Here is a 24,676-nt window from a genome sequence, read left to right as displayed (position 1 = left end):
GATAAAAGGCATGGGTCGCTACGCAACCCGTCGCAGCCTTCGGCAGCGGCTACAAGGTCCGCAGGATCAGCAAACGCGCAATGTCCCGCGCCCGGTCTGTCAGTAATTGCGGCGCCCGGGCGCAGGCGTCCTGCAGGCTCATCGGGCCGCTGGTCAAAGCGAATGCCGCGTTGATCCCGTGCTCGTACAAGGCCTGATAACCCTCGCCAAGTGTGCCGGCCAACACCACCACCGGCACGCCCTGGGCCTGGGCAATGCGCGCAACGCCAAACGGGGTTTTGCCGCGCAAGGTCTGTGCATCAAAACGACCCTCACCGGTGATCACCAGATCGGCCCCTTTGACCGCTTCGGCCAGCCCGACCAGCTCTGCCACCACTTCAACCCCGGCGCGGAACTGCGCACCGAAAAACGCCTTGGCGGCAAAGCCCAGCCCGCCTGCGGCCCCCGAACCCGGCTCCTGACGTACATCCTTGGGCAAGACCCGGGCGCAATGATCGGCAAAGTGCCCCAACGCCTGATCCAGTAACCGGACCTGCTCGGGTGAAGCACCTTTTTGCGGGCCGAAAATTGCCGAGGCGCCCTGCTCTCCGCACAACGGGTTGTTCACGTCGGCGGCAATTTCAAAACGTACCCGGGCCAGTCGCGGGTCCAGGCCGCCCAGATCGATACGGGCCACCCTGGCCAATGCCAGACCGCCGCGCGCCAGACTATTGCCCTGCTCGTCAAACAGCCCCAGGCCCAACGCTTGCAGCGCGCCAGCCCCGGCATCATTGGTGGCACTGCCGCCGATGGCCAGGATGACGCGCCGGGCGCCCGCATCCAGCGCGGCCCTGATCAACTCGCCGGTACCGAACGTGCTGCTGACGCACGCATCGCGCTGCCCCGGCGCAACCAGCTGCAAACCGCTGGCTTCAGCCATTTCAATGATTGCCGTGTGGCTGTCCGGCAACCAGCCCCAATGGGCTTCGACGGGCGCACCCAACGGGCCCTGCACCTGATTGCGGCGTAACTGGCCATTACCCGCGGCCACAATGGCCTCAACCGTGCCCTCGCCACCGTCAGCCATCGGGCATTTGACCAGTTGCGCGTGGGGGAAAACATCGGCCAGCCCGGCGGCGATGGCATCGGCGACTTTTTCGGCACTCAGGCTGTCTTTGAACGAGTCGGGGGCAATCACGATTTTCATGGGGCGCATCTCCAGTTCTTATGCATCCATGCTGCCAGTAACCGGGCATAAACACGCCAGTCGGGCGCACAAGCAATCACAGGGTTTGTTGTTCATTCTGACAATCAGCTCTGTGCCAGCAACTGCACGCCCAGGTACAAGGCCAGCATCCCGTTGAGGCTCAAGGGGTCGACCCCGCTCAATTCGGCAATACGCTCCATGCGATAGCGCAGGCTGTTGCGATGAATGCCCAGGGCGTCTGCACAGGCCTGGCTCTGGCCGTCGTGCTCACACCAGCTGCGCAGCGTGGCAATCAGCTGCCCGTTGCTGTCCTTGGCCACGACCTTGTGCAGCGGGCCGAGCAACTCTTCAAGGGCATCGTCATTGCGATGGCGCCACAGCATCACCGGCAGCCGGTAGCGGTTGAGGGTCAGCAGCCGTGTGTGCGGCAACACATCACGGCCATAGGCCAATAAATCACCGACCCGGCGATAACAGCGGCGCAAGCCTTTGAGTGCATCGGCCTGGCCGCCCGCCGCAACGCGCAGCACCTGCCAGCCCTGGCTGTCGAGTTTCTCCAGCAGGCGCACGTCATCGAGCGCAGCCGTTGCCGGCCGACACCACAACAGCGAACCCGTCGCGGGGCTCACACACCAGCTGTCCGGATAGCGCGATTGCAGCCACGCACTCAGGGCCTCGGCACTTTGGCCCTTGCCCAGCTCGAACAGATACGGAATCCGCGACAATTGTGGCTTGAGCCCCAATTGCTGCGCTTCGTCGATCAGGCGCGGGGAATCACCGCCTTCACTCAGCAGCAAGGCCACCAGGTCATCACAGCGCTGACGCCGCCACTGTTGCTCGGCCTGCTGATAGCGCTGACCAACCAGCATTTCGGCGGTCATGCGCACCAGTTCGGCGTAGGTGCGCAGCAGTTCCGGCTCGCCCGTAAGGCCCAGCACGCCAATGAGCCGCTGATCCAGGAGCAACGGCAGGTTGATGCCCGGCTGCACGCCTTTGAGGCACTTGGCGGTTTGCGCGTCGATTTCGACCACCCGTCCATTGGCGAGCACCAGTTGCGCCCCTTCGTGCCGGGTGTTGATACGCTCGGGTTCGCCACTGCCCAGGATCAGGCCCTGGCTGTCCATAACGTTTACGTTGTACGGCAGGATGGCCATCGCGCGATCCACGATGTCCTGCGCCAAATCATGATCCAGTTCAAACATAGGGTGACAATCCTTGGAAACGTTTGTTCACGGGCACAGGTGACGCGGGAAAATGCTGTGCGGTAGCACAAAGACAGCGGCGCTGTGGTGACCGAGACTCGAGCTGCGGTCAACGTTACCCCTGGATCGTGAAAAATCATAATAAAGAGAGACATCAAATGTCACAGAGCGCCACCGCGTCGCTGATCAGCGATGACGATAAAAACGCCATCTACAAGCGCATCACCCTGCGTTTGATCCCCTTCATTTTCATCTGCTATCTGTTCAATTACCTCGACCGGGTAAACGTCGGCTTTGCCAAGTTGCAGATGCTCGACGCACTGAAGTTCAGCGAAACCGTCTACGGCCTGGGCGCCGGGATCTTCTTCATCGGCTACGTGCTGTGTGGCGTACCGAGCAACCTGGCCCTGACCCGGTTCGGCCCGCGGCGCTGGATCGCGGTGATGATGATTACCTGGGGCACCTTGTCCACCTGCCTGATGTTTGTCACCACGCCTGCCGGGTTCTACACCCTGCGCTTGCTGACCGGCGCCGCTGAGGCGGGTTTCTTTCCGGGCGTGGTGCTGTATCTCTCGCAGTGGTTCCCGAGCTTTCGCCGTGGCCGGATCATGGCACTGTTCATGTGCGCCATCCCGGTCTCGGGCCTGATTGGCGGGCCATTCTCGGGTTGGATCCTCAGCCACTTCGCTGCAGGCCAGGGCGGTCTTGCCGGCTGGCAGTGGATGTTCCTGCTGCAAGGGATTCCCACTGTGGTGCTGGGCGGCCTGGCGGTTTACCTGCTCAGCGACAGCTTTGCCAACGCCAAATGGCTGGGGGCACATGAACGGGCGGTACTGGAAGCCGACCACCGCCTGGATGCCGCCAGCAAACCGGCCTCGTCTTCGACCGACTCGCTGCTGGCCGTGTTCAAGAACCCGGCCATCTGGGCCTTTGGCCTGATTTACTTCTGCATTCAGAGTGGCGTGTACGCGATCAACTTCTGGCTGCCCTCGATCATCAAGAACCTGGGTTTCAGCGATACCCTGGTGATCGGCTGGATCAGCGCGATCCCGTACCTGCTGGCGGCGGTGTTCATGCTGCTCGTGGGCCGCTCAGCTGATTTGCACAAGGAGCGCCGCTGGCATTTGGTGGTACCGATGCTTATGGGCGCGCTGGGCCTGGTGATTGCGGTGAATTTCGCCACACAACCGGCCATTGCGATCCTGGGCCTGACCATTGCCACTATGGGCGCCCTGACCGGTTTGCCGATGTTCTGGCCGGTACCTACCGCGATGCTCAGCGCCGGTGCGGCAGCGGGCGGCCTGGCACTGATCAACTCGATGGGGCAGATGGCCGGTTTCCTCAGCCCGTATCTGGTGGGTTTCGTAAAAGACGCCACCGGCTCCACCGATGCGGCCCTGTACTTCCTGGCCGCCGTGATTGTGGGCGGCAGCCTGCTGGCACTGCGCATGACCCGGGGCATAAAACACGCGTAAAGCGCTTGCTCCCACAGTGATTGATGCCAAACCTCAAAAACTGTGGGAGCACGCTCCCACAATGGAGACCCGCTCACTTTTCGATTTGCCCTGCAGCCACCAGAGCCTCAAGCTACACACCTCTAATAATCAAAATGTTTGTTTCAACGAGGCTGTTGTGTCCAAAGGTATTGTTCTATCAGTTCTGGCATCGAGCCTGTTCGGTGTCATGTATTACTTCACATCCCTGCTCTGGCCCTTGAGCGGCGCCGAAATCTTCGGCTGGCGGATGCTCCTGACCCTGCCCTGCATGACCCTGTTCATGTGCTTCTCCGGCGATTGGCGGCTGGTGCCGGTGATCGTCTCTCGGCTTCGTCAGCAACCCCGGTTCTTTGCCGTACTGGCCGCGTCCAGTGCCCTGGTGGGGGTCCAGCTCTGGCTGTTTTTGTGGGCACCGCTCAATGGCCACAGCTTGGACGTCTCCCTGGGTTACTTCCTGTTGCCGCTAACCATGCTTCTCACCGGGCGCATGGTGTATGGCGAGCAGCTCTCGCACCTGCAAAAAATCGCCGCGGCACTGGCCACCCTGGGAGTCGCCAACGAGGTGTACCGGGTGGGCGGTTTCTCCTGGACCACGCTGCTGGTTGCCATCGGCTACCCCCTGTACTTCGTGCTGCGTAAACGCGCAGGCACCGACAACCTTGGCGGTCTGTGGGTGGACATGTTGCTGCTGATACCGATGGCATGGTGGTTTGTGCAAAGCGGAGAGCAAGGGTTTGATGTAGCAAGCCAGCGCCCGGCCCTGTATGCACTGATCCCGCTGCTGGGTGCCATCAGTGCCCTCGCGTTGATCAGCTACATCCTGGCCAGCCGCATGCTGGCCTTCAGCTTGTTCGGCCTGCTCAGCTACGTAGAGCCGGTATTGCTGGTGCTGGTGGCGTTGCTGCTGGGCGAGAGCATCAGCGCGGGGCAATGGATGACTTACCTGCCCATCTGGCTGGCCGTGGTGGTGCTGATTTTTGAAGGATTCAAACATCTGGTGCGTCAGCGCAGGTCGATGTAACGGCCTGTGGGGGCCGAAATACACGGCTCCCACGCCCGTTGACGGTATTTCTGCCTACCGTTAATCGTTTATTTCAAAAACACGAACGCTCGTTTTAAACGACTTTGGCCCAGTATTTGCTTGGGCTTTTTAAAGTTCAGCATACATAACAAGAATCAGTCCCAAGTGACTGGTTTAAAAGGCATTTGCCAACGACCCCCAACAGCCTCAAGCTACATGCCCACTCAAACGAGTAACGTTGTAGATCCATTGAGGTTGTTGTGTCTAAAGGCATTGTTTTATCGATTTTGGCTTCCTGTTTGTTCGGCGTCCTGTACTACTTCACTTCCCTTCTCTGGCCCCTTGATGGCCAGGAAATCTTCGGCTGGCGAATACTCATATCGCTGCCCTTCATGACACTCTTTATCTGCCTCTCCGGCGACTGGAAATGGGTCCCCATCATTTTCAATCGCTTACGCGATAAACCTCTACTGATTCCTTGCGTATTGCTCACCAGCTTCCTGGTCGGCCTGCAGCTGTGGATGTTTATGTGGGGGCCGCTGAACGGGCATGGTCTGGATGTGTCACTGGGTTATTTCCTGCTGCCACTGACGATGATCCTCACCGGACGCATCGTGTACGGCGAACACCTGTCGCACTTGCAGAAAATCGCAACCGCCCTTGCTGTCATCGGCGTGGCCAACGAGCTGTACCGCACCGGCGGTTTCTCCTGGACCACATTGGTTGTGGCTATCGGCTACCCGATGTACTTCGTCCTGCGCAAGAAAATCGGCATCGATAACCTTGGCGGCCTGTGGCTGGACATGCTGTTGATGGTTCCGGTTGCACTGTGGTTTGTACTGGCAGGTTCCCATGTCGATCTCGGCGCCCAGCGCCAGGCCTTGTATGCGCTGGTACCGCTGATGGGCGTCATCAGTGCGGCGGCAGGCTTCGCGTACATTCTGGCCAGCCGCCTGTTGCCGTTCAGCCTGTTCGGTCTGCTCAGCTACGTTGAGCCCGTGCTGCTGGTCGCCGTCGCCCTGTTGCTGGGTGACAGCCTGGAAGACGGTCAATGGCTGACCTACGGCCCGATCTGGCTCGCGGTCGTGGTGCTGATCATTGAAGGCTTGAAGCATGTGAGCCGACAACGTCGCTCCATCTAAGCCGCTACACCTCGCTTCAAGCCGGCAACCATAGCTTGAAGCGAGCGCCGCCCAGCGGCGATTGCTCAACGCTCAGCGTGCCGCCCTGGGCTTGCAGGGCTCGCCGACTGATCGCTAGCCCCAGACCAAACCCCCCGGTTGCCCGGTCCCGGCTGCGATCCAGACGATAGAACGGTTCAAAAATCCTTTCGCGTTCCTGCTCGGGAATCCCGATGCCATCGTCATCCACCCACAACTCACAGCCTTGCGCCGTGACGGTCACCCCCACTTGAATCCGCCGGTCGCAGTAACGCATGGCATTGCGCAGCAGGTTCTGCAGCGCTCGCGCAGTCAGGCGCGGATCAAGGGCAAAGCGTTCCTGGGTGCCGTGCAGCAGAACGTCCAGCACGATCTCGGGAGCCTCCAGCTCTTCATCGAAACTGCCGAGAATGCTGTCGATAAACTCATCCAGGGACACCTCTACCCGCTCAGGCACCAGCGAAGGGCTTTGCAGGCGGCTGAACGACAACAGCTCCAGCACCAGCTCATCCAGCTCACGTATGTGCCCCACCAGCACCTGCAAGCGCTCGCGGCTGTCCTGAGGCAGGTCATCGCACAGCACCAGCGCCAGGCCAAAGTCCAGGCGGGTCAAGGGGGTACGCAATTCATGGGACACGGCGTTAAGCAAATCACGCTGCTGATTGAGCAGGTTTTCCACGTCCTGGGCCATGGTGTCGAACACCGTGGCCAGGCCGTGGATGTTGGAGCTGCGGGATATCTGCGTACGCTCGCTCAGTTGCCCCTGACCGATGCGCTCCGCCGTGAGCTTGAGGCGCTCCAGGTCACGCCAGTGCGGACGCAGCCACAGCAGCAAGCCACCCAGCAATGCAGCGCCAATCAGGACGTTGATACTCCAATACAACACACTCATGTCGAAGGGGTCCGGAGGCATCACCCATTCAATGGCAAGTTGCTCGTCCAGCGGGGAAACCACCAGCGTGCGCCAGCCCCAATCGCCAATGCGCAACACGCCCTTCCCTTGCTGCAACTGGTGCTGTTCCTGGGCGCTGAACTTGGAATCAGTAATGGGCAGCAGATTGACCTGCATCGGTTCAAACTGAGCGTCGAGTTCGCGGGCAAGGGCTGGCCATTGCTCAGTGGGCAGATGATGGAACTGCTTGACCAGCAGGGTCTGCATACCCCGCGACATGTCGACGTTGTAGTTCATGAAACGCTCATGAAACAGCGACACGATCACCCCGGGCACCAGATAACTGGCCAGGGCAAACGTCACGATGGTCACCAGGTAGAGGCGTATCAGAATCTTTAACATGGGTTCAGCATTCCCATTCCGAGCGGCTGAACAAGTAACCCTTGCCCCACACGGTCTTGATCTTGCGCGCTTCGCCGGCGCAGTCATCGAATTTGCGCCGCAGCTTGGAAATCGCCACATCCACCGAACGGTCAGTACCGTTGAACTCGATACCCCGCAGACGCTGCAGAATCTGGTCACGGCTCAGCACTTCACCGGCATGCCGTGCCAATACCACCAGCAGGTTGTACTCGCCGCTGGACAGCTCGATAACCTGATCGCGCCAGGTGACCGTGCGTTCAGACAAGTCGATGCACAGGTTGCCGATCATGATCCGGTCACTGGCCACCTGGGGCTCGGCCAGGCTGCTGCGGCGTAAAAGCGTGCGCACACGGGCGAGCAATACACGGGGCTCGCAAGGTTTTGTCACATAATCGTCGGCACCCATCTCTAGCCCCAGAACCTGATCATGACTATCGTCGCGGGCTGTCAACATCAGGATCGGCAGGCTGGCCGACTCGGTACGCAGCAAGCGGCAGACTTGCAGGCCGTCGAGCCCCGGCAACATCAGGTCAAGAATGACCAGGTCAGGAGGGTTGCTTCTTGCTCTGTCACATACTTGATCGCCACGTGCGATCACGCTGACTTGATAGCCATTGCGCTCCAGATAGCTGGCAATCAGCTCAGAGAGCGCAACGTCGTCTTCGACCAGCAAAATAGTGGGCATAATAAATGCTTACAACCGGGGGAAAACCCGAAGGATATACAACCTCGCAGGGATAGACCCAAAACCTTCACACTTTTTCACACACCCTCTACATAGCTTCACAACGCCCCTTGCGTGCTGCGCTTAGCATGCCAAACAGAAACATCCCGCATATTTAAGAAGGCACGATCGTTGAAAAAGCTCTTCGCCCCTCTATTTCTCACGGCCATGGCTCTGGCCCTCAGTGCCTGCGACAAAAGCCCGGCCGCTGAAACCAAGGCCCCTTTGGCCAAAGTACGTACCGAAGTCATCGCCACGGCGCCACTGACTGTCAATAACGAATTGAGTGGGCGCGTGGTCGCCCCGCGCGTGGCGCAAGTCAGTGCCCGGGTTGCAGGCGTGGTACTCAAACGTGTGTACACCGAAGGCAGCGAAGTCAAACAAGGCGATGTGCTGTTCCTGATTGACCCGGCGCCCTTCAAGGCCGACCTGGACAGCGCGCAGGCCGCGTTGAGCAAGGCACGGGCCGTTGCCTTGCAGGCAAAACTGCAGGATCAGCGCTACACCGAACTGATTGATATCAACGCCATCAGCCGCCAGGACCATGACAATGCGCGGGCGGCTGCACAGCAGGCCAATGCCGACGTTGCCGCCAACCTGGCCGCTGTTCAGCGAGCCAAGCTGAACCTTGGCTACGCCACCGTGACGGCCCCGATCTCGGGCCGCATTGGCCGTGCGCTGGTGACTGAGGGTGCACTGGTCGGCCAGGGCGAAGTCACGCCGATGGCACGCATCCAGCAACTGAACCCGATCCATGTCGACCTGACGCAGTCCACCCGCGACCTCGACAACCTGCGCGAAGCCTTCCGTGCTGGCGAACTGCAACAGGTCGGCAAACAGCAGGCCAAGGCCACATTGATTCGTGAAAACGGCAGCCTTTACCCGCTGCCGGGCAAGTTGCTGTTTACCGATGTGACGGTGGACCCGAGCACCGGGCAAATCATTCTGCGCAGCGAGTTCCCGAACCCCGACTACGACTTGCTGCCGGGCAGCTTTGTGCGGGTTCGCCTGGAGCAGGCGGTCAACAAGGAAGGCATCAGCGTGCCGCAGCGCGCGATCCTGCGTGACAGCGCCGGCATTGCCCAGGTGCTGTTGCTCGATGTCGAGAACCGTGTGCAGCTGCAGCCTGTGCAACTGGGCAGCGCCCACAATGATCGCTGGACCGTTAATGCAGGCCTCAAGGCCGGTGACCGCATCGTCATTGAGGGTGTGCAGCATGCACGCCCCGGCGAGCAAGTTCAGATCGATGACCCGACACTCCCTCTCGCACACTCCACGGATCAGTGAGCATGCCGCAGTTCTTTATCGACCGCCCGGTCTTTGCCTGGGTCGTTGCGTTGTTCATTCTGCTGGCGGGGGCTTTGGCCATTCCGCAGTTGCCAGTGGCCAAGTACCCCGACGTAGCACCTCCGCAAGTCGAGGTGTACGCCATCTACCCCGGTGCCTCCGCGCAGACCCTGGACGAGAGCGTGGTCAGCCTGATCGAGCAGGAGCTCAACGGCACTGACGGCTTGCTGTACTTCGAATCCCAGAGCAGCCTGGGCAGTGCCAGCATTACCGCGACCTTCAAACCCGGTACCGACCCGGAAATGGCGCAGGTCGATGTACAAAACCGCCTTAAAGCGGTTGAGTCGCGCCTGCCGCAAGCGGTTATCCAGCAAGGCCTGCAGGTCGAGAAAATCTCCTCGGGCTTCCTGATGCTGGTAACCCTGACTGCCGACAGCAGCAGCGCGCTGGATGAGGTCGCCCTCAGTGATTACCTTGCGCGCAACGTGATGAACGAAGTCAAACGCATCGACGGGGTCGGCAAGGCCCAGCTGTATGGCGCCGAACGGGCGATGCGGATCTGGATCGACCCGCAAAAGCTGATCGGATTCAACCTCACCCCGGCGGACGTCAACCAGGCCATTGCCAGTCAAAACGCCCAGGTATCGGCGGGCAGCATCGGCGACTTGCCGGGGCGCTCCACCCAGGAAATCACCGCGACGGTACTGGTCAAAGGTCAGCTCTCAACCCCGCAAGAGTTCGGCGACATTGTTCTGCGCGCCAACCCGGACGGTTCGACGGTGCGCGTCAGCGATGTCGCCCGGGTGGAAATCGGCAGCCAGGAATACCAGTACGGCACGCGCCTTAACGGCAAACCCGCCAGCGCCTTCAGCGTAAAACTGGCCCCGGAGGCGAACGCCCTGAACACGGGCAACCTGATTCGCGCCAAGATGGACGAACTGAGCCGCTACTTCCCGGCCGGTGTTGAATACACCATCCCGTACGACACCACGCCGTTTGTAAAAGTCTCGATCACCAAGGTCATCTACACCCTGGTCGAGGCCATGGTGCTGGTGTTTGCCGTGATGTACCTGTTCTTGCAGAACATCCGCTACACCTTGATCCCTACCCTGGTGGTGCCGGTGGCGCTGATGGGCACCTTCGCCACCATGTTGGTGCTGGGGTTCTCGATCAACGTACTGACCATGTTCGGCATGGTGCTGGCCATCGGGATTCTGGTGGACGATGCCATCGTGGTGGTGGAGAACGTCGAGCGGATCATGGTCAGCGAAGGGCTTTCGCCCCGCGAGGCAACCCGCAAGGCCATGACGCAAATCAGTGGCGCGATTGTCGGCATCACTCTGGTGCTGGTGGCGGTGTTTATCCCGATGGCGTTCATGCCGGGTTCGGTCGGCGTCATTTACCAGCAGTTTTCGCTGTCGATGGCCACCTCGATCCTGTTCTCGGCGTTCCTGGCCCTGTCACTCACGCCGGCGCTGTGCGCGACCCTGCTCAAGCCCATCGCCAAGGGTGAGCACCATGCCAAGGGCGGTTTCTTTGGCTGGTTCAACAAGAAGTTCGATCGCCTGTCAGAAGGTTACGAGCACTGGGTGGTACACCTGATCAAGCGTAGCGGCCGTTACCTGCTGGTGTACGGCGCCTTGCTCGTGGTTCTGGTGGTGTGCTTTGCACGTCTGCCCTCCTCCTTTTTGCCTGTCGAAGACCAGGGCTACACCATCACCGACATCCAGCTGCCGCCGGGTGCCAGCCAGAACCGCACGATCGACGTGGTCGAGCAGATTGAGGCGCACAACGCCAGCGAGCCGGGCGTGGGTAACACCACGATGATCCTGGGCTTCAGCTTTTCGGGCAGCGGACAAAACGCCGCCCTTGCCTTTACCACCCTCAAGGACTGGTCGGAACGCGGTGCCAAGGATTCAGCATCCGCCATCGCCGACCGGGCCAACGGGGCCTTCAGCGAACTCAAGGACGCAGTCGCCTTCGCCATTTTGCCGCCTCCGGTCAGTGGCCTGGGCACCTCCAGCGGTTTTGAGTTCCGCCTGCAAGACCGTGGCGGTGTTGGCTATAACACGCTGATGCAAGCCCGCAGCGAACTGCTGGCACTGGCTGAAAAAAGCCCCGTGCTGGCCAATGTGCGCGAAGAAGCATTGGCAGAAAGCCCGCAAGTGCAACTTGAGGTCGATCGCAAGCGCGCCAATGCACTGGGCATTTCCTTTGCGGACATCGGTGCGGTGTTGTCCACGGCTGTAGGCTCGGCCTATATCAACGACTTCCCGAACCAGGGCCGCATGCAGCGGGTGGTGGTTCAGGCGGAAGGCGATCAACGCAGCCAGGTCGAAGACTTGCTGAAAATGCATGTGCGCAACGACCTGGGCAAGATGGTACCGCTCTCGGCCTTTGTCGAAGCCCGCTGGATCCAGGGCCCGTCCCAGCTGACGCGTTACAACGGCTACCCGGCGATCAGCATTTCCGGCGAATCGGCTGCAGGGCACAGCACCGGCGAAGCGATGGCTGAAATGGAACGCTTGGTCAGCCAGCTGCCGACAGGCCTGGGGCTTGAGTGGACAGGGCTGTCGCTGCAGGAGCGGGTGTCCGGTGCGCAAGCGCCGATTCTACTGGCGTTGTCGCTGCTGATCGTGTTCCTGTGCCTGGCTGCGCTGTACGAAAGCTGGTCGATACCGACCGCCGTGTTGCTGGTGGTGCCGTTGGGCGTGCTGGGTGCCGTGCTGGCAGTCACGTTGCGCGGGATGCCCAACGATGTGTTCTTCAAAGTGGGCCTGATTACCATCATTGGCCTGTCGGCGAAGAACGCCATCCTGATCATCGAGTTTGCCAAAACCCTCTACGACGAAGGCCATGACCTGGTGGATGCCACGGTGCAGGCGGCGCGTCTGCGTCTGCGCCCGATCGTGATGACCTCTCTGGCCTTTATCCTCGGCGTGGTGCCATTGGCACTCGCGACCGGTGCCAGTTCGGCCAGTCAACAGGCCATCGGCACCGGGGTGATCGGCGGGATGATCGTTGCCACCCTGGCCGTGGTGTTTGTACCGGTATTCTTTGTGGTGGTGATGAAACTGGTCAGAAGCAAGCCACGACAGAGTTAAGGCTGCTAAGGTGCTGTAACACTCAGTGACATGGATTGTTTATGCCGCACCTAGCCCGCACCCATCCTCGTTTGACCGCTGCCACCCTGCTCGGGGTGGCAGTCGGAATCTTCGCCCCCGCCTCTACCGTGACCACCAAATTCCTGCTCGGCTGGAATGCCGGTGTCTGGCTGTATCTGGCATTGACCTTATGGCTGGTGATCCGCTCCAAAGCCTGCGACGTGAAACGCACCGCTGGAGTCGAGGACGAAAATGCCAGCATGGTGCTGTTAACCGTGTGCATTGCCGCGATTGCCAGCCTGGCCGCGATTACCCTCGAACTGTCAGGCAACAGCAAGCTCAGCCATAACGATCAGCTGATGCACTACGCCTTTACCGGGCTGACGGTGGTGGGATCGTGGTTGATGATCGGGGTGATTTTCAGTCTGCATTACGCGCGACTGTTTTATAACAACGAAGGTACGGAGCCGGCATTACGCTTTCCGGAGGGGGAACTGGACCCGGATTACTGGGACTTTCTGTACTTCTCTTTCACCCTCAACGTTGCGGTGCAAACCTCGGACGTGTGCATCGCCACCCGCGAAATGCGCAAAGCCGTACTGGGGCATTCGCTGCTGGGGTTCTTGTTCAACACAGCCGTGCTGGGGTTTTCGATCAATATTGCGGCGGGGTTGTTTTAGAAGTCGGATAGCCGCCGGACAGGGTCCGGCGGCCCTTCTTTTAGTCGGTGCTCAGCACACCGCGGCGCACCTGGTCGCGCTCGATGGATTCAAACAGCGCCTTGAAGTTGCCTTCGCCAAAGCCGTCATCGCCCTTGCGCTGGATAAACTCGAAGAACACCGGACCCATCAGGGTTTCCGAGAAGATTTGCAACAGCAAACGCCTGTCGCCCGAATCTGAAGAACCGTCCAGCAAAATACCCCGCGATTGCAACTCATCGACCGGCTCGCCGTGGTTCGGCAAGCGGCCTTCAAGCATCTCGTAGTAAGTTTCTGGCGGCGCAGTCATGAAGCGCATGCCGATTTTCTTCAGTGCGTCCCACGTCTTGATCAGGTCATCACTGAGGAAGGCGACGTGCTGAATGCCTTCGCCATTGAACTGCATCAGGAACTCTTCAATCTGGCCCGCGCCTTTGGACGACTCTTCGTTCAACGGGATACGGATCATGCCATCCGGTGCGGTCATGGCCTTGGAGGTCAGGCCGGTGTATTCGCCCTTGATGTCGAAGTAACGAATTTCGCGGAAGTTGAACAGCTTCTCGTAGAAGTTGGCCCAATAAGCCATACGGCCGCGGTACACGTTGTGGGTCAGGTGATCGATGATCTTCAGGCCCGCACCCACCGGGTGGCGGTCTACGCCTTCGATAAATACAAAATCGATATCGTAGATCGAGCTGCCTTCGCCGTAACGGTCAATCAGGTACAACGGCGCACCACCAATACCTTTAATGGCAGGCAGGTTCAGTTCCATCGGGCCTGTCGGAATGTGCACCGGCTGGGCGCCCAGTTCAAGGGCGCGGGTATAAGCCTGTTGCGCATTGCGCACACGAAAGGCCATACCGCACACTGACGGGCCGTGCTCTGCCGCGAAGTAAGACGCGACACTGTGAGGCTCATTGTTGAGGATCAGGTTGATATCGCCCTGACGGTACAGGTGCACGTCTTTAGAGCGGTGGGTCGCAACCTTGGTGAAGCCCATGATTTCAAACACGGGTTCAAGGGTGTTGGGTACAGGGGACGCGAATTCGATGAACTCAAAGCCCATCAGGCCCATTGGATTTTCGTATAGATCTGCCATTTTCGGCGCCTCATCATGGTCATTTTTAGAGTTGACTGGGTCAGTTGCTAAGAATGCTGAGGCTGGCAGGTGGCGCGCAGGAGATCCCGCGCACACTGCGCGCAAGGAAATCACCGTAAATCAGTTGGAACCCGAATCGCTTCATTTCGATCCATCTCTTACGCGGTAGGGCTTCTGCTTGCAGAAGTCGTTATTCTTGTATGCGTAAGCCGATTCTACATGGCGTAATCATGTTTGTCCTACGTCATGTGAAATAGCCTTAAACCAATGCTAGCCTTACCCGGATGCACCCGCTTTGTACCGCTCTCCCCCCTTCGCTCGCAGGACTCTGAATGCCATTAGCGCTGAAATTGACCCGAAAATGGACTGATCGCTATGCGCTGATTTTGCTGAGTGGCCTGCTGCCCATTGTCCTGGGCATGTTCATCATTTTTTGGCAGGCCAACCGATCGCTGGAGTGGGAAGCCACTGAAACGGCCCGTGAGGCGGTTCGTCAGTTTGACTTGATGCTGGACAATGCCGCGATGGCGGCGGACGCGGTCTTGCCACTGGCTGGTCAGGATTGCCCACAGGTTGAACTGGCCCTGCGTGACCAGGTGACGCGCCGACCGTTCGTGCGATCCGTAAACCTGGTGTGGGAAAACCAGATTTATTGCACATCCCTGTTTGGCAGTTTTAAAGAAGCCGTTAATCCGGCGGACTATAACGACGGCGTACTGTGGCTGCTGCCCGGAAATCCGGTGACACCTGACGAACCCTTGTTGATCTATCGACGCGAAAAAGATCACGCCGGTGTCATTGTCAGCCTGTACGGCTTTCACCTGGTCAATGTATTGGGCCTGATCAACCAGTACACGCAGTTAATGATTCAAGTGGGCGACAACTCGATTGACCGTTTTGGCCAAGTGCGCAATACACCGCCCGGGCCATATCCGGTAACCCCCGTCACAGTGCCTTCCACGCACTACCCTTACAGTGTTGTCGCAGGGTTTAGTTCCGGTACCGTCTGGCGTTTTGTGAAAGGTCAATACCCTGGATTCATGGCGCTATTGATCTTCCTGGGCATGATCTCGGCGGCCACAGTTAATCAGCTGAAAAAGAGTTCATCTTCACCCACCCATGAATTGCAGCGGGGGCTGGAGGCTGAAGAGTTCATTCCTTATTTCCAGCCGGTAGTGCGCGGGGACACCAAACAATGGGCAGGCGCCGAAGTACTGATGCGCTGGAAGCACCCCACAGAAGGCCTGGTGCGCCCGGACTTGTTCATTCCATTCGCCGAGCACTCGGGGCTGATTGTGCCAATGACGCGCTCACTGATGCGCCAAACGGCTGCATTGCTTGCTCCTCATACCCACACCATGGCCCCCGGCTTTCATTTGGCGTTCAATATTGCAGCCCGTCATTGTCAGGACCTGAAACTGATTGAAGATTGCCGCGAGTTTCTGGACGCATTCCCCACAGGGCATATCAAACTGGTACTGGAGCTCACCGAGCGCGAGTTGATCGTACCCACTGAAACAACTCACGCGTTGTTTGCTGCATTGCACAGCCTGGGCGTGATGATTGCCCTGGATGACTTTGGCACCGGGCATTCCAGTTTGAGTTACTTGCGCGAGTTCAACGTCGATTACTTGAAAATCGATCAGAGTTTCGTCGCCATGATCGGCTCCGACGCCCTGTCCAGGCATATCCTCGACAGCATCATCGAGCTGAGCGTAAAGCTGGACTTGGGCATTGTTGCCGAAGGCATAGAAACAGAAGAGCAAAGCCAGTACCTGGCCGCACAAGGCGTTGAGTTTTTACAAGGCTATCTGTTTGCACGGCCTATGCCGTCGGCAGACTTTGTCACGTCTTTAGTGGCACGCTTAACGCCCACTTAATAACAAACAACCCCACTCAAAGGCGATTATAAAAATAATCGTCTTTTTTTAGATATGACGCCTGCATTGCTTGGCAGTGCGTGAATTAACAACTACAATTTTTTTTGTCAGCGTAACATTTTTAAATATTTGTTTTAAAAGGCCCGCTTGTACGGGTTAACTTTCTGGACAGTCGCCCTGCCTGTCTTGTGCATTCCAAACATCATTAATTCGATTCGGCCTCACACCGCCGAACCTACGAATGGAGTAATGACTTTGTCTAGACTTGCTGAGTTTCGCGCTGCTGAAAAGGCACTCCAGGAACAGTTGGCTCAATTGGAAGCTTTGAAGAATGATGCCGGATTGAGAAAAGAAATCGAGTTCGAGCAAAAGCTGCTGGGCTTGATGAAAACCTACGGCAAAAGCCTTCGTGACATCATCGCCATTCTTGACCCCAAACCCTCTGCTGCAAAGGGGGCGGCCGCGCCCAAACAGCGCAAGGCGCGCGTATTGAAGGTGTACCAGAACCCCCACACGGGCGAACTGATAGAAACCAAAGGCGGCAATCATCGCGGCCTTAAAGCCTGGAAAGAAGAGTACGGCGCAGCCACGGTAGATTCCTGGCTTCGCGCCTGAAGTCTGCACACAATCAAAGCCCTGTCTTCACAGGGCTTTTTCATGCCCGGCTACATGGGTTCAAGTTGTTTAAATACAACGACATAAATGTATTCAAAATGGCTTAACTGCCCGCCACTTGCGCAGCGCCGTTAGTGCCCGCGCCCACAGGCGTAACTTGGACACCCTGCAGCCTGCTCAATCATATGTATTGATTAATGCCCCCCGAACGTGAATAACCCTGCGCTAAAGCAGTAATACTTTGTAGGAATTGCCTTATTGCTCAACCCGCTCAACCGAAAGGTCATAAAGAGCCCGGCGCTTCACAATTTTTTCACATGGATGGTCACAGGATAGGGGCTGCTAAAGGACTAGCGCCCCATGCCCGCTTCGGCGGGCTTCTTTTTGCCTGCGATTTGCCCTGCCCCCCGCTTTTCGCAGTGCAGGTATACCCCCCTCCCTGAAAACGGGTTTGGCGCATGACAGCCACATTCCGTATCATTCCCCCATCACGCTCACCGTAGCGACCGACCACCTACGCATCATTTTCGGAGGGTTCATGAGCCTGCAAGACCTGAACAACATCCCTGGCGTAACCGCCGCACCAGACAGCGCTACCCAAAATTTCGTATTCAACCACACCATGCTGCGTGTGAAGAACATCGAAAAATCCCTGGACTTCTATACCCGCGTCCTGGGTTTCTCGCTGGTCGAGAAGCGTGACTTCCCTGAGGCCGAATTCAGCCTGTACTTCCTGGCACTGGTCGACAAGACGCAGATCCCCGCAGACGACGCCGCGCGCACACTGTGGATGAAGTCGATTCCCGGCATCCTTGAGCTGACCCACAACCACGGCTCGGAAACCGATGACAGCGTGGCCTACCACAACGGCAACACTGACCCGCGTGGTTTTGGCCATATCTGCATTTCAGTGCCGGACATCCGTGCCGCCTGTGAACGTTTCGAAGCCCTGGGCGTGGATTTCCAGAAGCGCCTGAACGACGGCCGCATGAAGTCACTGGCATTCGTCAAAGACCCGGACGGTTACTGGGTTGAGATCATCCAGCCGCAACCGATGTAAATATCGGACGCAAAAAAAACCCATGATCGCTCATGGGTTTTTTTATGTGCGGCTGCTTATTCCGGTGCAGAGGAGCGGATCAAGTGATCGAACGCACTCAGCGAAGCCTTGGCGCCCTCACCGACCGCAATCACAATCTGCTTGTACGGCACCGTGGTCACGTCACCGGCCGCGAAGATGCCGGGGATGGACGTTTCACCGCGAGCATCGACAACGATCTCACCGCGAGGCGACAGCTCAACAGTGCCTTTGAGCCAATCCGTGTTTGGCAGTAGGCCGATTTGCACAAAGATGCCTTCCAGCTCGACCGTGTGCACATCACCCGACTGACGATCCTTGTAGCGCAGACCGTTCACTTTCTGCCCGTCACCGATCACTTCGGTGGTTTGAGCGTTGGTGACGACCTTCACGTTGGGCAAGCTGTGCAGCTTGCGTTGCAGCACTGCATCGGCGCGCAGCTTGGTATCGAACTCAAGCAGGGTCACGTGAGCAACGATACCCGCCAGGTCGATAGCCGCTTCGACGCCGGAGTTACCGCCACCGATCACCGCAACCCGTTTGCCCTTGAACAGTGGGCCGTCGCAGTGCGGGCAGTAAGCAACACCGCGGCTGCGGTATTCCTGCTCGCCAGGTACATTCATTTCACGCCAGCGGGCACCGGTGGCCAGGATCACGGTCTTGGCTTTGAGCGAAGCACCACTTGCAAAGTTGACCTGGTGTAGCTCGCCCGACTTGCCCGGGATCAACTTGTCGGCGCGTTGCAGGTTCATGATATCCACGTCGTACTGCTTGACGTGTTCTTCAAGCGCGGTCGCAAGCTTTGGCCCTTCAGTTTCCTGAACCGAGATAAAGTTCTCGATGGCCATGGTGTCCAGCACCTGACCGCCAAAACGCTCAGCCGCCACACCGGTACGAATGCCTTTACGTGCAGCATAAATGGCCGCTGCAGCACCGGCCGGGCCGCCACCGATCACCAGCACGTCAAAGGCATCCTTGGCGCTAATTTTTTCGGCCTGGCGCTCAATGGCGCTGGTATCCAGCTTGCCCAGGATCTCTTCCAGACCCATGCGGCCCTGACCGAAGTTGACACCGTTCAGGTAAACACTGGGTACCGCCATCACTTGACGATCATTGACCTCGTCCTGGAACAAGGCGCCGTCAATCGCCACGTGGCGAATGTTCGGGTTCAGCACAGCCATCAGGTTCAGCGCCTGAACAACGTCAGGGCAGTTCTGGCAAGACAGCGAGAAATAGGTTTCGAAGTTGAACTCACCTTTAAGGGAGCGGATCTGTTCAATGACTTCGGCACTGGCTTTCGATGGGTGGCCGCCCACTTGCAGCAAGGCCAGCACCAGCGAAGTAAATTCGTGGCCCATCGGGATGCCTGCAAAACGCAGGCTGATATCGCCGCCCGGGCGGTTCAGCGAGAACGAAGGCTTGCGCGCATCGTCACCGTTGTCCAGCAGGGTAATCATGCTGGAAAGGCTGGCGACTTCTTTTAACAGGTCGTGCATTTCACGGGATTTCGCACCGTCGTCGAGAGAAGCGACAATCTCGATCGGCTGTGTAACCCGCTCCAGGTATGACTTCAACTGTGCTTTCAGATTGGCGTCCAACATACGGGCGATCTCCTTTGAATATTGATTCTGTAAAAAAAACGCCCGAGCGAATGTCGCCCGGGCGTTTTGAGGGCGATGCTGCTTACTACTCAGGTGCGGATCACCGCCCCGGCCTGATTCACAGACTTAGATCTTCCCGACCAGGTCAAGCGATGGAGCCAAGGTGGATTCACCTTCTTTCCATTTGGCCGGGCAAACTTCGCCTGGGTGGGCAGCAACGTACTGGGCAGCCTTGATTTTGCGCAGCAGCTCGGATGCGTCACGGCCAACACCGCCGTCGTTCAGTTCAACGATCTTGATCTGACCTTCCGGGTTGATCACGAACGTACCGCGGTCAGCCAGACCAGCTTCTTCGATCAGAACGTCGAAGTTGCGGGAGATGGTCAGCGTAGGGTCGCCGATCATGGTGTACTGGATTTTGCCGATGGCTGGCGAAGTGTTGTGCCAGGCAGCGTGAGCAAAGTGGGTGTCGGTCGACACGCTGTAGATCTCGACGCCGAGTTTCTTGAACTCTTCGTAGTTGTCAGCGAGGTCTTCCAGCTCAGTCGGGCAAACGAATGTGAAGTCGGCTGGGTAGAAGAACACCACAGACCACTTGCCTTTCAGGTCAGCGTCCGAGACTTCCACGAAGCTGCCGTTTTTGTAGGCAGTTGCTTTGAACGGTTTTACATGGCTGTTGATGATAGGCATCGTTGACTCTCCGTCAGGGTTGAAAAGTTGATGAGGTGAATCCTAACAACACATTACGTATCTGGCTCATTGGCAAAGCTGATGCTCGCGATTGGTTTTAGCTATCAGGTGACGTTATAGATAGAAGAAAGCTAACGCTAAAACACACCTTCCAAATATGGGCCACCGCTCAGGCTTTCAACTTGACACGGATCAGTTACCAATTTGTTTCTCGGCCATCATGCGCATCCCCGTAAACGGGGTCGCTTCAACATAGCGCATGGCTGACTTAACGTCCTTCCAGCCGACGTAATTCATCAGCGACTTCAAATCCCAACCACTTTGATGCGCCCACGTCGCAAATCCGCGACGCAGTGAGTGGCTGGTGTAGTGCTCGGCGGGGATGCCGGCGCGCTCCAGCGCCTGGCGCAACAAGGGGATCACGCTATTGGCATGCAGCCCCTCTTCACCCAGATTGCCCCAGCGGTCGATCCCGCGGAACACCGGACCGCGCACCAGCGCGGCGGTATTGAGCCACTCGATATAGGCCCGCACCGGGCACAGACGCAAGAGCGCCGGGGTCTGAAAGGTCTTGCCCAGGTTGTCGCGGTCACTTTTGCTGCGCGGCAGGTACAGCGTAATCCCTGAACCTGCGACTGCCTGTACGTGCTCGATCTGCAAGCGGCACAACTCATCGCTTCGAAACCCGCGCCAAAACCCCAGCAATATCAACGCGGCATCGCGCCTGGCGCGCAACAGCCCCGGCCGATCATCGCTGGCTAGCGCGGCCAGCGCTTCGCCTTCAAGCCAGTCGACCACCTTCTCCAGATGCTGCAACTGCAAGGGCTCGGCCTGCTTCTCTTGCATCGGATGCAAAGCGCGGATGCCCTTGAACACCTTGCGCACCACCGGCGCCTTGGTCGGGTCGGCGAAACCCTGGCTGTTATGCCACTGGGCGATGGCCGACAGGCGCAGCTTCAGCGTGTTGATCGAGAGCTGGCCGGCATGAGCCACCAGGTAGCGCGCCACGCTGTCACTGGTAGCGGGCAGAAACCCGCCCCACGTGACTTCGAAGTGCTCGATGGCAGCCCGATAGCTACGGCGGGTGTTGTCGCGGGTCGCGGCATTCAGGTAGCGATCCAGCTCGCTCATGGGCAGTTCTCTTGATTGGCGTACTGAAAACGGGCCTTAAAAGCAGTTCCAAGGCTCTAACACGGGATAATACCAGTATATCCCGCCTCTTAATTCACAAATAAAGACAAAGTTAATGTACTCATATAGTATGTAATTACATGATACATACCACAGTACATAATCGTAGGAGATCACCATGGCCCGTGGCGGCGTAAACAAAGCGGTTGTTCAAATTGCGCGCACGGCGATCCTGGCCCGCGGCGAACACCCGAGCATTGATGCGGTACGTATCGAGATGGGAAACACCGGATCGAAAACCACTATCCATCGCTATCTCAAAGAGCTGGACGAAGCGGATACGCGCCGCGGAGTTCCTCGTGAGCAGATCGATGACGAACTGACCGAACTGGTCGCCCGCCTCGCCCAACGCCTGCAGGAACAGGCGCAAGAGCCCATCGACCGGGCCCAGGCGCATTACGAACAGTTGAAGACCGGGCTGCAGGAGCAGTTGGCCGACGCGCAGCAGGCACAGGTACAACTCCAGCAGCAGCTTGAGATACAGGGCAGTGCGCTAAGCCAGGAAACGTCGAATCTGGAATCCACCCGTTCCATGCTGCAAACCGAACAGACCCGCAATGCCGCCCTGAATCAGGCCTGCAGCGATTTTGAGCTGCGCCTCCAGGACCGCGACGAGCAAATTCGCTCACTGGAAGACAAGCACCTGCACGCCCGCGATGCCCTCGAGCACTACCGCAGCGCCGTCAAGGAGCAGCGCGAACAGGATCAGCGTCGCCACGAAGGGCAATTGCAGCAAGTCCAGATGGAACTGCGCCAGGCTCAGCAAAGCGCGCTGGTACGCCAGGATGAAATCACCCAGCTGCACCGTGACAACGAGCGCGTGCTGAGCGAGAGCCGTGCACTGAGCAAAGAACTGAATCAGGCCAACGATCAGCAGCACAGGCTGAACAACCTCAACGGCCAACTGAATGGCCAACTGAGCCAGCTGCAAAGCGAGTGCACCTTGCTGCAGGAGCGCTTGCGCGTGGCCACACAAGACAGCGAAGGGTTGAAACTGGCACACAGCGAAGCCAAAGAGGCCAACGCCGAACTGGTCTTGAGAGCAATAAAGGCCGAAACGGCGCTGGAAAGCCTGCAAACACTGAAAAAGAATGAAGAAGAGAGCCAAACCTTGTAGTCGCCGACAAGGAACACTGGGCGCGATCGGCCTGGCGCGCCCTCCTGAATAAACCGCCGTCTTCGTTCAGCTACCGTTCAGCAAATGCAATCGATTCTTGTTTGGCAATACGTATCAGTATGTTACAACTTAGCACCCTAACTAATTTGTAACGCGGTGCTCTCACCATGCTGGTTCCATTTCTGATCATGCTGCGCGAAGGGATTGAGGCCGCACTTATCGTCGGCATCATTGCCAGTTACCTCAAGCAAACCGGGCGCGGGCAGTGGATGCCCGCCGTGTGGATCGGCGTGTTCCTGGCAGCCGCATTGTCGCTGCTGGTGGGCGGCGGCCTGGAGCTGATGAGCGCGGAATTCCCGCAGAAACAACAGGAACTGTTCGAAGGCATCGTCGGCCTGATCGCCGTGGGCATCCTCAGCTCAATGGTGTTCTGGATGCGCAAGGTGGCGCGCTCCATCAAACACTCCCTGCACACTTCCCTCGATCACGCCCTGACCGGCTCCCGGCATCAAGTCACCGCACTGATCGCCATGGTGTTCTTCGCCGTCGCCCGTGAGGGGCTGGAAACCGTGTTCTTTCTGCTCGCCGTCTTCCAGCAAAGCGAAGGCCCTGCCGCACCACTGGGCGCCCTGCTCGGCCTGGTACTGGCAATCTTCGTGGGCTTTGCGATTTACAGCGGCAGCCTGCGCTTGAACCTGGGCCTGTTCTTCCGCTGGACCGGGCTTTTCATTCTGGTGGTTGCCGCAGGGATTTTGGCCAACTCGGTGCAAGCCCTCCATGAAGCCGGCCTGTGGAACCACCTGCAAGACGTGGTGTTCGACATCAGCGCACACCTGCCAATGGACGGCCCGCTGGGTTCCGTTCTGGCCGGCATGTTCGGCTATCAAGACGCACCTACCGTCAGCGTCCTCGGCGCCTACGTGATCTATCTGGTGGTGACGCTGGCGATGTTCTTTCGCCCGACAGCGCCGACCACCACGGCACACACCCCCTCTGTAACACACCCATAAGGTCAAGCATGCCTACCCCTGCAAGCGGTACCCCCCCACGCGCATTGCGCTGGGCGGTGGCCGGCTCGGTGATCGTGATGATCGCGGCCGGCGGGTTGTTCTACTACGCCTCGCAACTGGCTGCGGCCAAGCGCAAAGCCCATGGCAACGAAGTCACAGTCACCATTCATCCCCATAGCTGTGAACCCAATGCACTGACCGTACCGGCCGGGTTCAACAGCTTTCGTATCGTCAACGCCTCGGAACGGGCGGTCGAGTGGGAAATTCTCGACGGCGTGCTGGTGGTCGAAGAGCGCGAGAACATCGCCCCAGGCCTGAGCCAGGTGATCAACGCAACCCTGGCACCCGGGGATTACGCCATCACCTGCGGCCTGCTCAGCAACCCCCGCGGTACGCTGCACGTGACACCGACTGCCGCGTCCGAGGCCAGCGCCAATGCACGACCGTCGATGGTGGCATTTATCGGCCCGCTGTCAGAGTTCCGGGTTTACCTGAGCAGCCAAAGCACGGCACTGATCAGGGCCGTGGATGCACTGTCGCAAGCCATTGCCGCCGGCGATCTGCAACAGGCACAGGCTTTATATACTCCCGCTCGCGAGGCGTACCAGCGGCTGGCCCCGGCCGCGCAACGACTGGCCGAACTGGACAACGCCATCAACGCTCGCGCCGACTACTTCGAAAAACGCGAACAAGACCCGGGCTTCACCGGCTTCCATCGCCTGGAGTACGGACTGTTCGATCAGCGCAGCACACAGGGCCTGGCGCCGATTGCCCGGCAACTGCAAGCCAATGCCGTACAACTCAAGCAACAGCTGCTGGCGCAATCGCTGCCACCCGAGCAACTGGTCAGCATGGTTGCCCGCACCCTGCACAACCTGGCCGATACCCGCGCCAACAGCGGCGAAGAAGAACGCTACAGCCATATCGACCTCAATGGCTTTGCCGCCAACCTGCAAGCCTCACGCAAGGTGGTTGATCTGCTGCGCCCGTTACTGGCGAAGAAAAATGCCGACCTGCTGCACACCCTCGACAGCGCCAGTGCTTCGTTGGAAGCCGAACTCAATGACATGAAAACCCCGCTGGGCTACCGCACCTACGACACGGTCAGCGCCCCGCAGCGCCAAAAAATCAGTAACCAGGCCAAGGCTGTGGCCGATGCACTCGATGGAATCGATCCCGCCCTCGGCCTTAGCGGCCTGTAA

At 58.6% G+C, this 24,676-nt stretch carries 20 protein-coding genes; 12 read left to right on the top strand and 8 right to left on the bottom strand.

Features of this window, described 5'->3' with window-relative positions:
• Nucleotides 1-49: 49 nt before the first annotated feature.
• Both BLW11_RS15560 and BLW11_RS15555 read right to left on the bottom strand, forming a co-directional pair.
• Nucleotides 50-1,186, bottom strand: coding sequence for a glycerate kinase (locus BLW11_RS15560; RefSeq protein ID WP_048361939.1), 1,137 nt, complete (start codon nt 1,184-1,186; stop codon nt 50-52).
• A gap of 104 nt (nt 1,187-1,290) precedes the next feature.
• Entirely contained in the window at nt 1,291-2,388 is a 1,098-nt protein-coding gene (locus tag BLW11_RS15555) for a sugar diacid recognition domain-containing protein (RefSeq protein WP_048361940.1), read from the bottom strand.
• Nucleotides 2,389-2,546: 158 nt separating this feature from the next.
• Between BLW11_RS15555 and BLW11_RS15550 the strand changes: the two genes are divergently transcribed.
• The 3 genes from BLW11_RS15550 (at nt 2,547) to rarD (BLW11_RS15540) (ending at nt 6,047) form a co-directional block, all read left to right on the top strand.
• Nucleotides 2,547-3,863 (top strand): MFS transporter, encoded by a 1,317-nt coding sequence (locus BLW11_RS15550; RefSeq protein WP_048361941.1) that lies wholly within the window; start codon nt 2,547-2,549, stop codon nt 3,861-3,863.
• A gap of 157 nt (nt 3,864-4,020) precedes the next feature.
• Entirely contained in the window at nt 4,021-4,905 is an 885-nt protein-coding gene (gene rarD / locus BLW11_RS15545; protein ID WP_048361942.1) for an EamA family transporter RarD, read from the top strand.
• A 260-nt stretch (nt 4,906-5,165) separates the two neighbouring features.
• Nucleotides 5,166-6,047, top strand: a complete 882-nt coding sequence (gene rarD, locus BLW11_RS15540) for an EamA family transporter RarD (RefSeq protein ID WP_048361943.1) — start codon at nt 5,166-5,168, stop codon at nt 6,045-6,047.
• A 16-nt stretch (nt 6,048-6,063) separates the two neighbouring features.
• Here the strand turns inward: rarD (BLW11_RS15540) and BLW11_RS15535 are convergent, their stop codons facing one another.
• Complete coding sequence (locus BLW11_RS15535) at nt 6,064-7,359, bottom strand: ATP-binding protein (protein WP_048361944.1); 1,296 nt, start codon at nt 7,357-7,359, stop codon at nt 6,064-6,066.
• Between the two features lie 4 nt (nt 7,360-7,363).
• A complete protein-coding gene (locus BLW11_RS15530; RefSeq protein WP_048361945.1) occupies nt 7,364-8,065 on the bottom strand; it encodes a response regulator in 702 nt (233 codons plus the stop codon).
• A 171-nt stretch (nt 8,066-8,236) separates the two neighbouring features.
• On the opposite strand from BLW11_RS15530, the gene BLW11_RS15525 reads away from it, so the two are divergent.
• Genes BLW11_RS15525 through BLW11_RS15515 form a run of 3 tightly spaced genes read left to right on the top strand, consistent with a single transcriptional unit; the run spans nt 8,237 to nt 13,175 of the window.
• Nucleotides 8,237-9,391 carry an efflux RND transporter periplasmic adaptor subunit gene (locus BLW11_RS15525; protein WP_048361946.1) on the top strand — a complete coding sequence of 385 codons (1,155 nt, stop codon included), beginning with the start codon at nt 8,237-8,239 and terminating at the stop codon, nt 9,389-9,391.
• A gap of 2 nt (nt 9,392-9,393) precedes the next feature.
• Nucleotides 9,394-12,495, top strand: a complete 3,102-nt coding sequence (locus BLW11_RS15520; RefSeq protein WP_048361947.1) for an efflux RND transporter permease subunit — start codon at nt 9,394-9,396, stop codon at nt 12,493-12,495.
• 41 nt (nt 12,496-12,536) lie between these two features.
• Nucleotides 12,537-13,175 carry a DUF1345 domain-containing protein gene (locus BLW11_RS15515; RefSeq protein ID WP_048361948.1) on the top strand — a complete coding sequence of 213 codons (639 nt, stop codon included), beginning with the start codon at nt 12,537-12,539 and terminating at the stop codon, nt 13,173-13,175.
• Nucleotides 13,176-13,215: 40 nt separating this feature from the next.
• On the opposite strand, the gene hppD is transcribed toward BLW11_RS15515, so the two are convergent.
• Nucleotides 13,216-14,292: a 4-hydroxyphenylpyruvate dioxygenase gene (hppD, locus tag BLW11_RS15510; RefSeq protein ID WP_048361949.1), complete on the bottom strand. Its 1,077-nt coding sequence runs from the start codon at nt 14,290-14,292 to the stop codon at nt 13,216-13,218.
• 332 nt (nt 14,293-14,624) lie between these two features.
• On the opposite strand from hppD, the gene BLW11_RS15505 reads away from it, so the two are divergent.
• The 3 genes from BLW11_RS15505 (at nt 14,625) to gloA (ending at nt 17,847) form a co-directional block, all read left to right on the top strand.
• Nucleotides 14,625-16,172: an EAL domain-containing protein gene (locus BLW11_RS15505; RefSeq protein WP_048361950.1), complete on the top strand. Its 1,548-nt coding sequence runs from the start codon at nt 14,625-14,627 to the stop codon at nt 16,170-16,172.
• Between the two features lie 255 nt (nt 16,173-16,427).
• On the top strand, nt 16,428-16,787 hold the full coding sequence (locus tag BLW11_RS15500; RefSeq protein ID WP_048362036.1) for a histone-like nucleoid-structuring protein, MvaT/MvaU family: 360 nt from the start codon (nt 16,428-16,430) through the stop codon (nt 16,785-16,787).
• Nucleotides 16,788-17,325: 538 nt separating this feature from the next.
• On the top strand, nt 17,326-17,847 hold the full coding sequence (gloA, locus tag BLW11_RS15495) for a lactoylglutathione lyase (RefSeq protein ID WP_048361951.1): 522 nt from the start codon (nt 17,326-17,328) through the stop codon (nt 17,845-17,847).
• Between the two features lie 56 nt (nt 17,848-17,903).
• Here the strand turns inward: gloA and ahpF are convergent, their stop codons facing one another.
• The 3 genes from ahpF to BLW11_RS15480 all read right to left on the bottom strand — a co-directional run bounded on the left by ahpF (nt 17,904) and on the right by BLW11_RS15480 (nt 21,287).
• Nucleotides 17,904-19,466: an alkyl hydroperoxide reductase subunit F gene (gene ahpF / locus BLW11_RS15490; RefSeq protein WP_048361952.1), complete on the bottom strand. Its 1,563-nt coding sequence runs from the start codon at nt 19,464-19,466 to the stop codon at nt 17,904-17,906.
• 126 nt (nt 19,467-19,592) lie between these two features.
• The gene (ahpC, locus tag BLW11_RS15485) at nt 19,593-20,156 is read right to left on the bottom strand and encodes an alkyl hydroperoxide reductase subunit C (RefSeq protein ID WP_003445433.1); all 564 of its coding nucleotides are present in this window, start codon (nt 20,154-20,156) and stop codon (nt 19,593-19,595) included.
• 192 nt (nt 20,157-20,348) lie between these two features.
• A complete protein-coding gene (locus tag BLW11_RS15480; protein WP_048361953.1) occupies nt 20,349-21,287 on the bottom strand; it encodes a site-specific integrase in 939 nt (312 codons plus the stop codon).
• Between the two features lie 178 nt (nt 21,288-21,465).
• On the opposite strand from BLW11_RS15480, the gene BLW11_RS15475 reads away from it, so the two are divergent.
• The 3 genes from BLW11_RS15475 to efeO all read left to right on the top strand — a co-directional run bounded on the left by BLW11_RS15475 (nt 21,466) and on the right by efeO (nt 24,676).
• Entirely contained in the window at nt 21,466-22,464 is a 999-nt protein-coding gene (locus tag BLW11_RS15475) for a DNA-binding protein (RefSeq protein WP_048361954.1), read from the top strand.
• 167 nt (nt 22,465-22,631) lie between these two features.
• Complete coding sequence (gene efeU / locus BLW11_RS15470) at nt 22,632-23,474, top strand: iron uptake transporter permease EfeU (RefSeq protein WP_048361955.1); 843 nt, start codon at nt 22,632-22,634, stop codon at nt 23,472-23,474.
• A gap of 8 nt (nt 23,475-23,482) precedes the next feature.
• Entirely contained in the window at nt 23,483-24,676 is a 1,194-nt protein-coding gene (gene efeO / locus BLW11_RS15465; protein WP_048361956.1) for an iron uptake system protein EfeO, read from the top strand.

Source organism: Pseudomonas deceptionensis (assembly GCF_900106095.1).
Taxonomy (GTDB): domain Bacteria; phylum Pseudomonadota; class Gammaproteobacteria; order Pseudomonadales; family Pseudomonadaceae; genus Aquipseudomonas; species Aquipseudomonas deceptionensis.
Note: the sequence above shows the minus strand (reverse complement) of the source record. Positions and strands in the feature narration are given on the sequence as shown.

Bases quoted from the DNA above. Each gene is read 5' to 3' on its own strand.
- BLW11_RS15535 (WP_048361944.1), bottom strand. From the start codon at position 7,359: ATGTTAAAGATTCTGATACGCCTCTACCTGGTGACCATCGTGACGTTT.
- efeU (WP_048361955.1), top strand. From the start codon at position 22,632: ATGCTGGTTCCATTTCTGATCATGCTGCGCGAAGGGATTGAGGCCGCA.
- BLW11_RS15530 (WP_048361945.1), bottom strand. From the start codon at position 8,065: ATGCCCACTATTTTGCTGGTCGAAGACGACGTTGCGCTCTCTGAGCTG.
- BLW11_RS15520 (WP_048361947.1), top strand. From the start codon at position 9,394: ATGCCGCAGTTCTTTATCGACCGCCCGGTCTTTGCCTGGGTCGTTGCG.
- hppD (WP_048361949.1), bottom strand. From the start codon at position 14,292: ATGGCAGATCTATACGAAAATCCAATGGGCCTGATGGGCTTTGAGTTC.
- ahpF (WP_048361952.1), bottom strand. From the start codon at position 19,466: ATGTTGGACGCCAATCTGAAAGCACAGTTGAAGTCATACCTGGAGCGG.
- gloA (WP_048361951.1), top strand. From the start codon at position 17,326: ATGAGCCTGCAAGACCTGAACAACATCCCTGGCGTAACCGCCGCACCA.
- BLW11_RS15505 (WP_048361950.1), top strand. From the start codon at position 14,625: ATGCCATTAGCGCTGAAATTGACCCGAAAATGGACTGATCGCTATGCG.
- BLW11_RS15475 (WP_048361954.1), top strand. From the start codon at position 21,466: ATGGCCCGTGGCGGCGTAAACAAAGCGGTTGTTCAAATTGCGCGCACG.
- ahpC (WP_003445433.1), bottom strand. From the start codon at position 20,156: ATGCCTATCATCAACAGCCATGTAAAACCGTTCAAAGCAACTGCCTAC.
- BLW11_RS15515 (WP_048361948.1), top strand. From the start codon at position 12,537: ATGCCGCACCTAGCCCGCACCCATCCTCGTTTGACCGCTGCCACCCTG.
- BLW11_RS15560 (WP_048361939.1), bottom strand. From the start codon at position 1,186: ATGAAAATCGTGATTGCCCCCGACTCGTTCAAAGACAGCCTGAGTGCC.
- BLW11_RS15555 (WP_048361940.1), bottom strand. From the start codon at position 2,388: ATGTTTGAACTGGATCATGATTTGGCGCAGGACATCGTGGATCGCGCG.
- efeO (WP_048361956.1), top strand. From the start codon at position 23,483: ATGCCTACCCCTGCAAGCGGTACCCCCCCACGCGCATTGCGCTGGGCG.
- BLW11_RS15480 (WP_048361953.1), bottom strand. From the start codon at position 21,287: ATGAGCGAGCTGGATCGCTACCTGAATGCCGCGACCCGCGACAACACC.
- BLW11_RS15550 (WP_048361941.1), top strand. From the start codon at position 2,547: ATGTCACAGAGCGCCACCGCGTCGCTGATCAGCGATGACGATAAAAAC.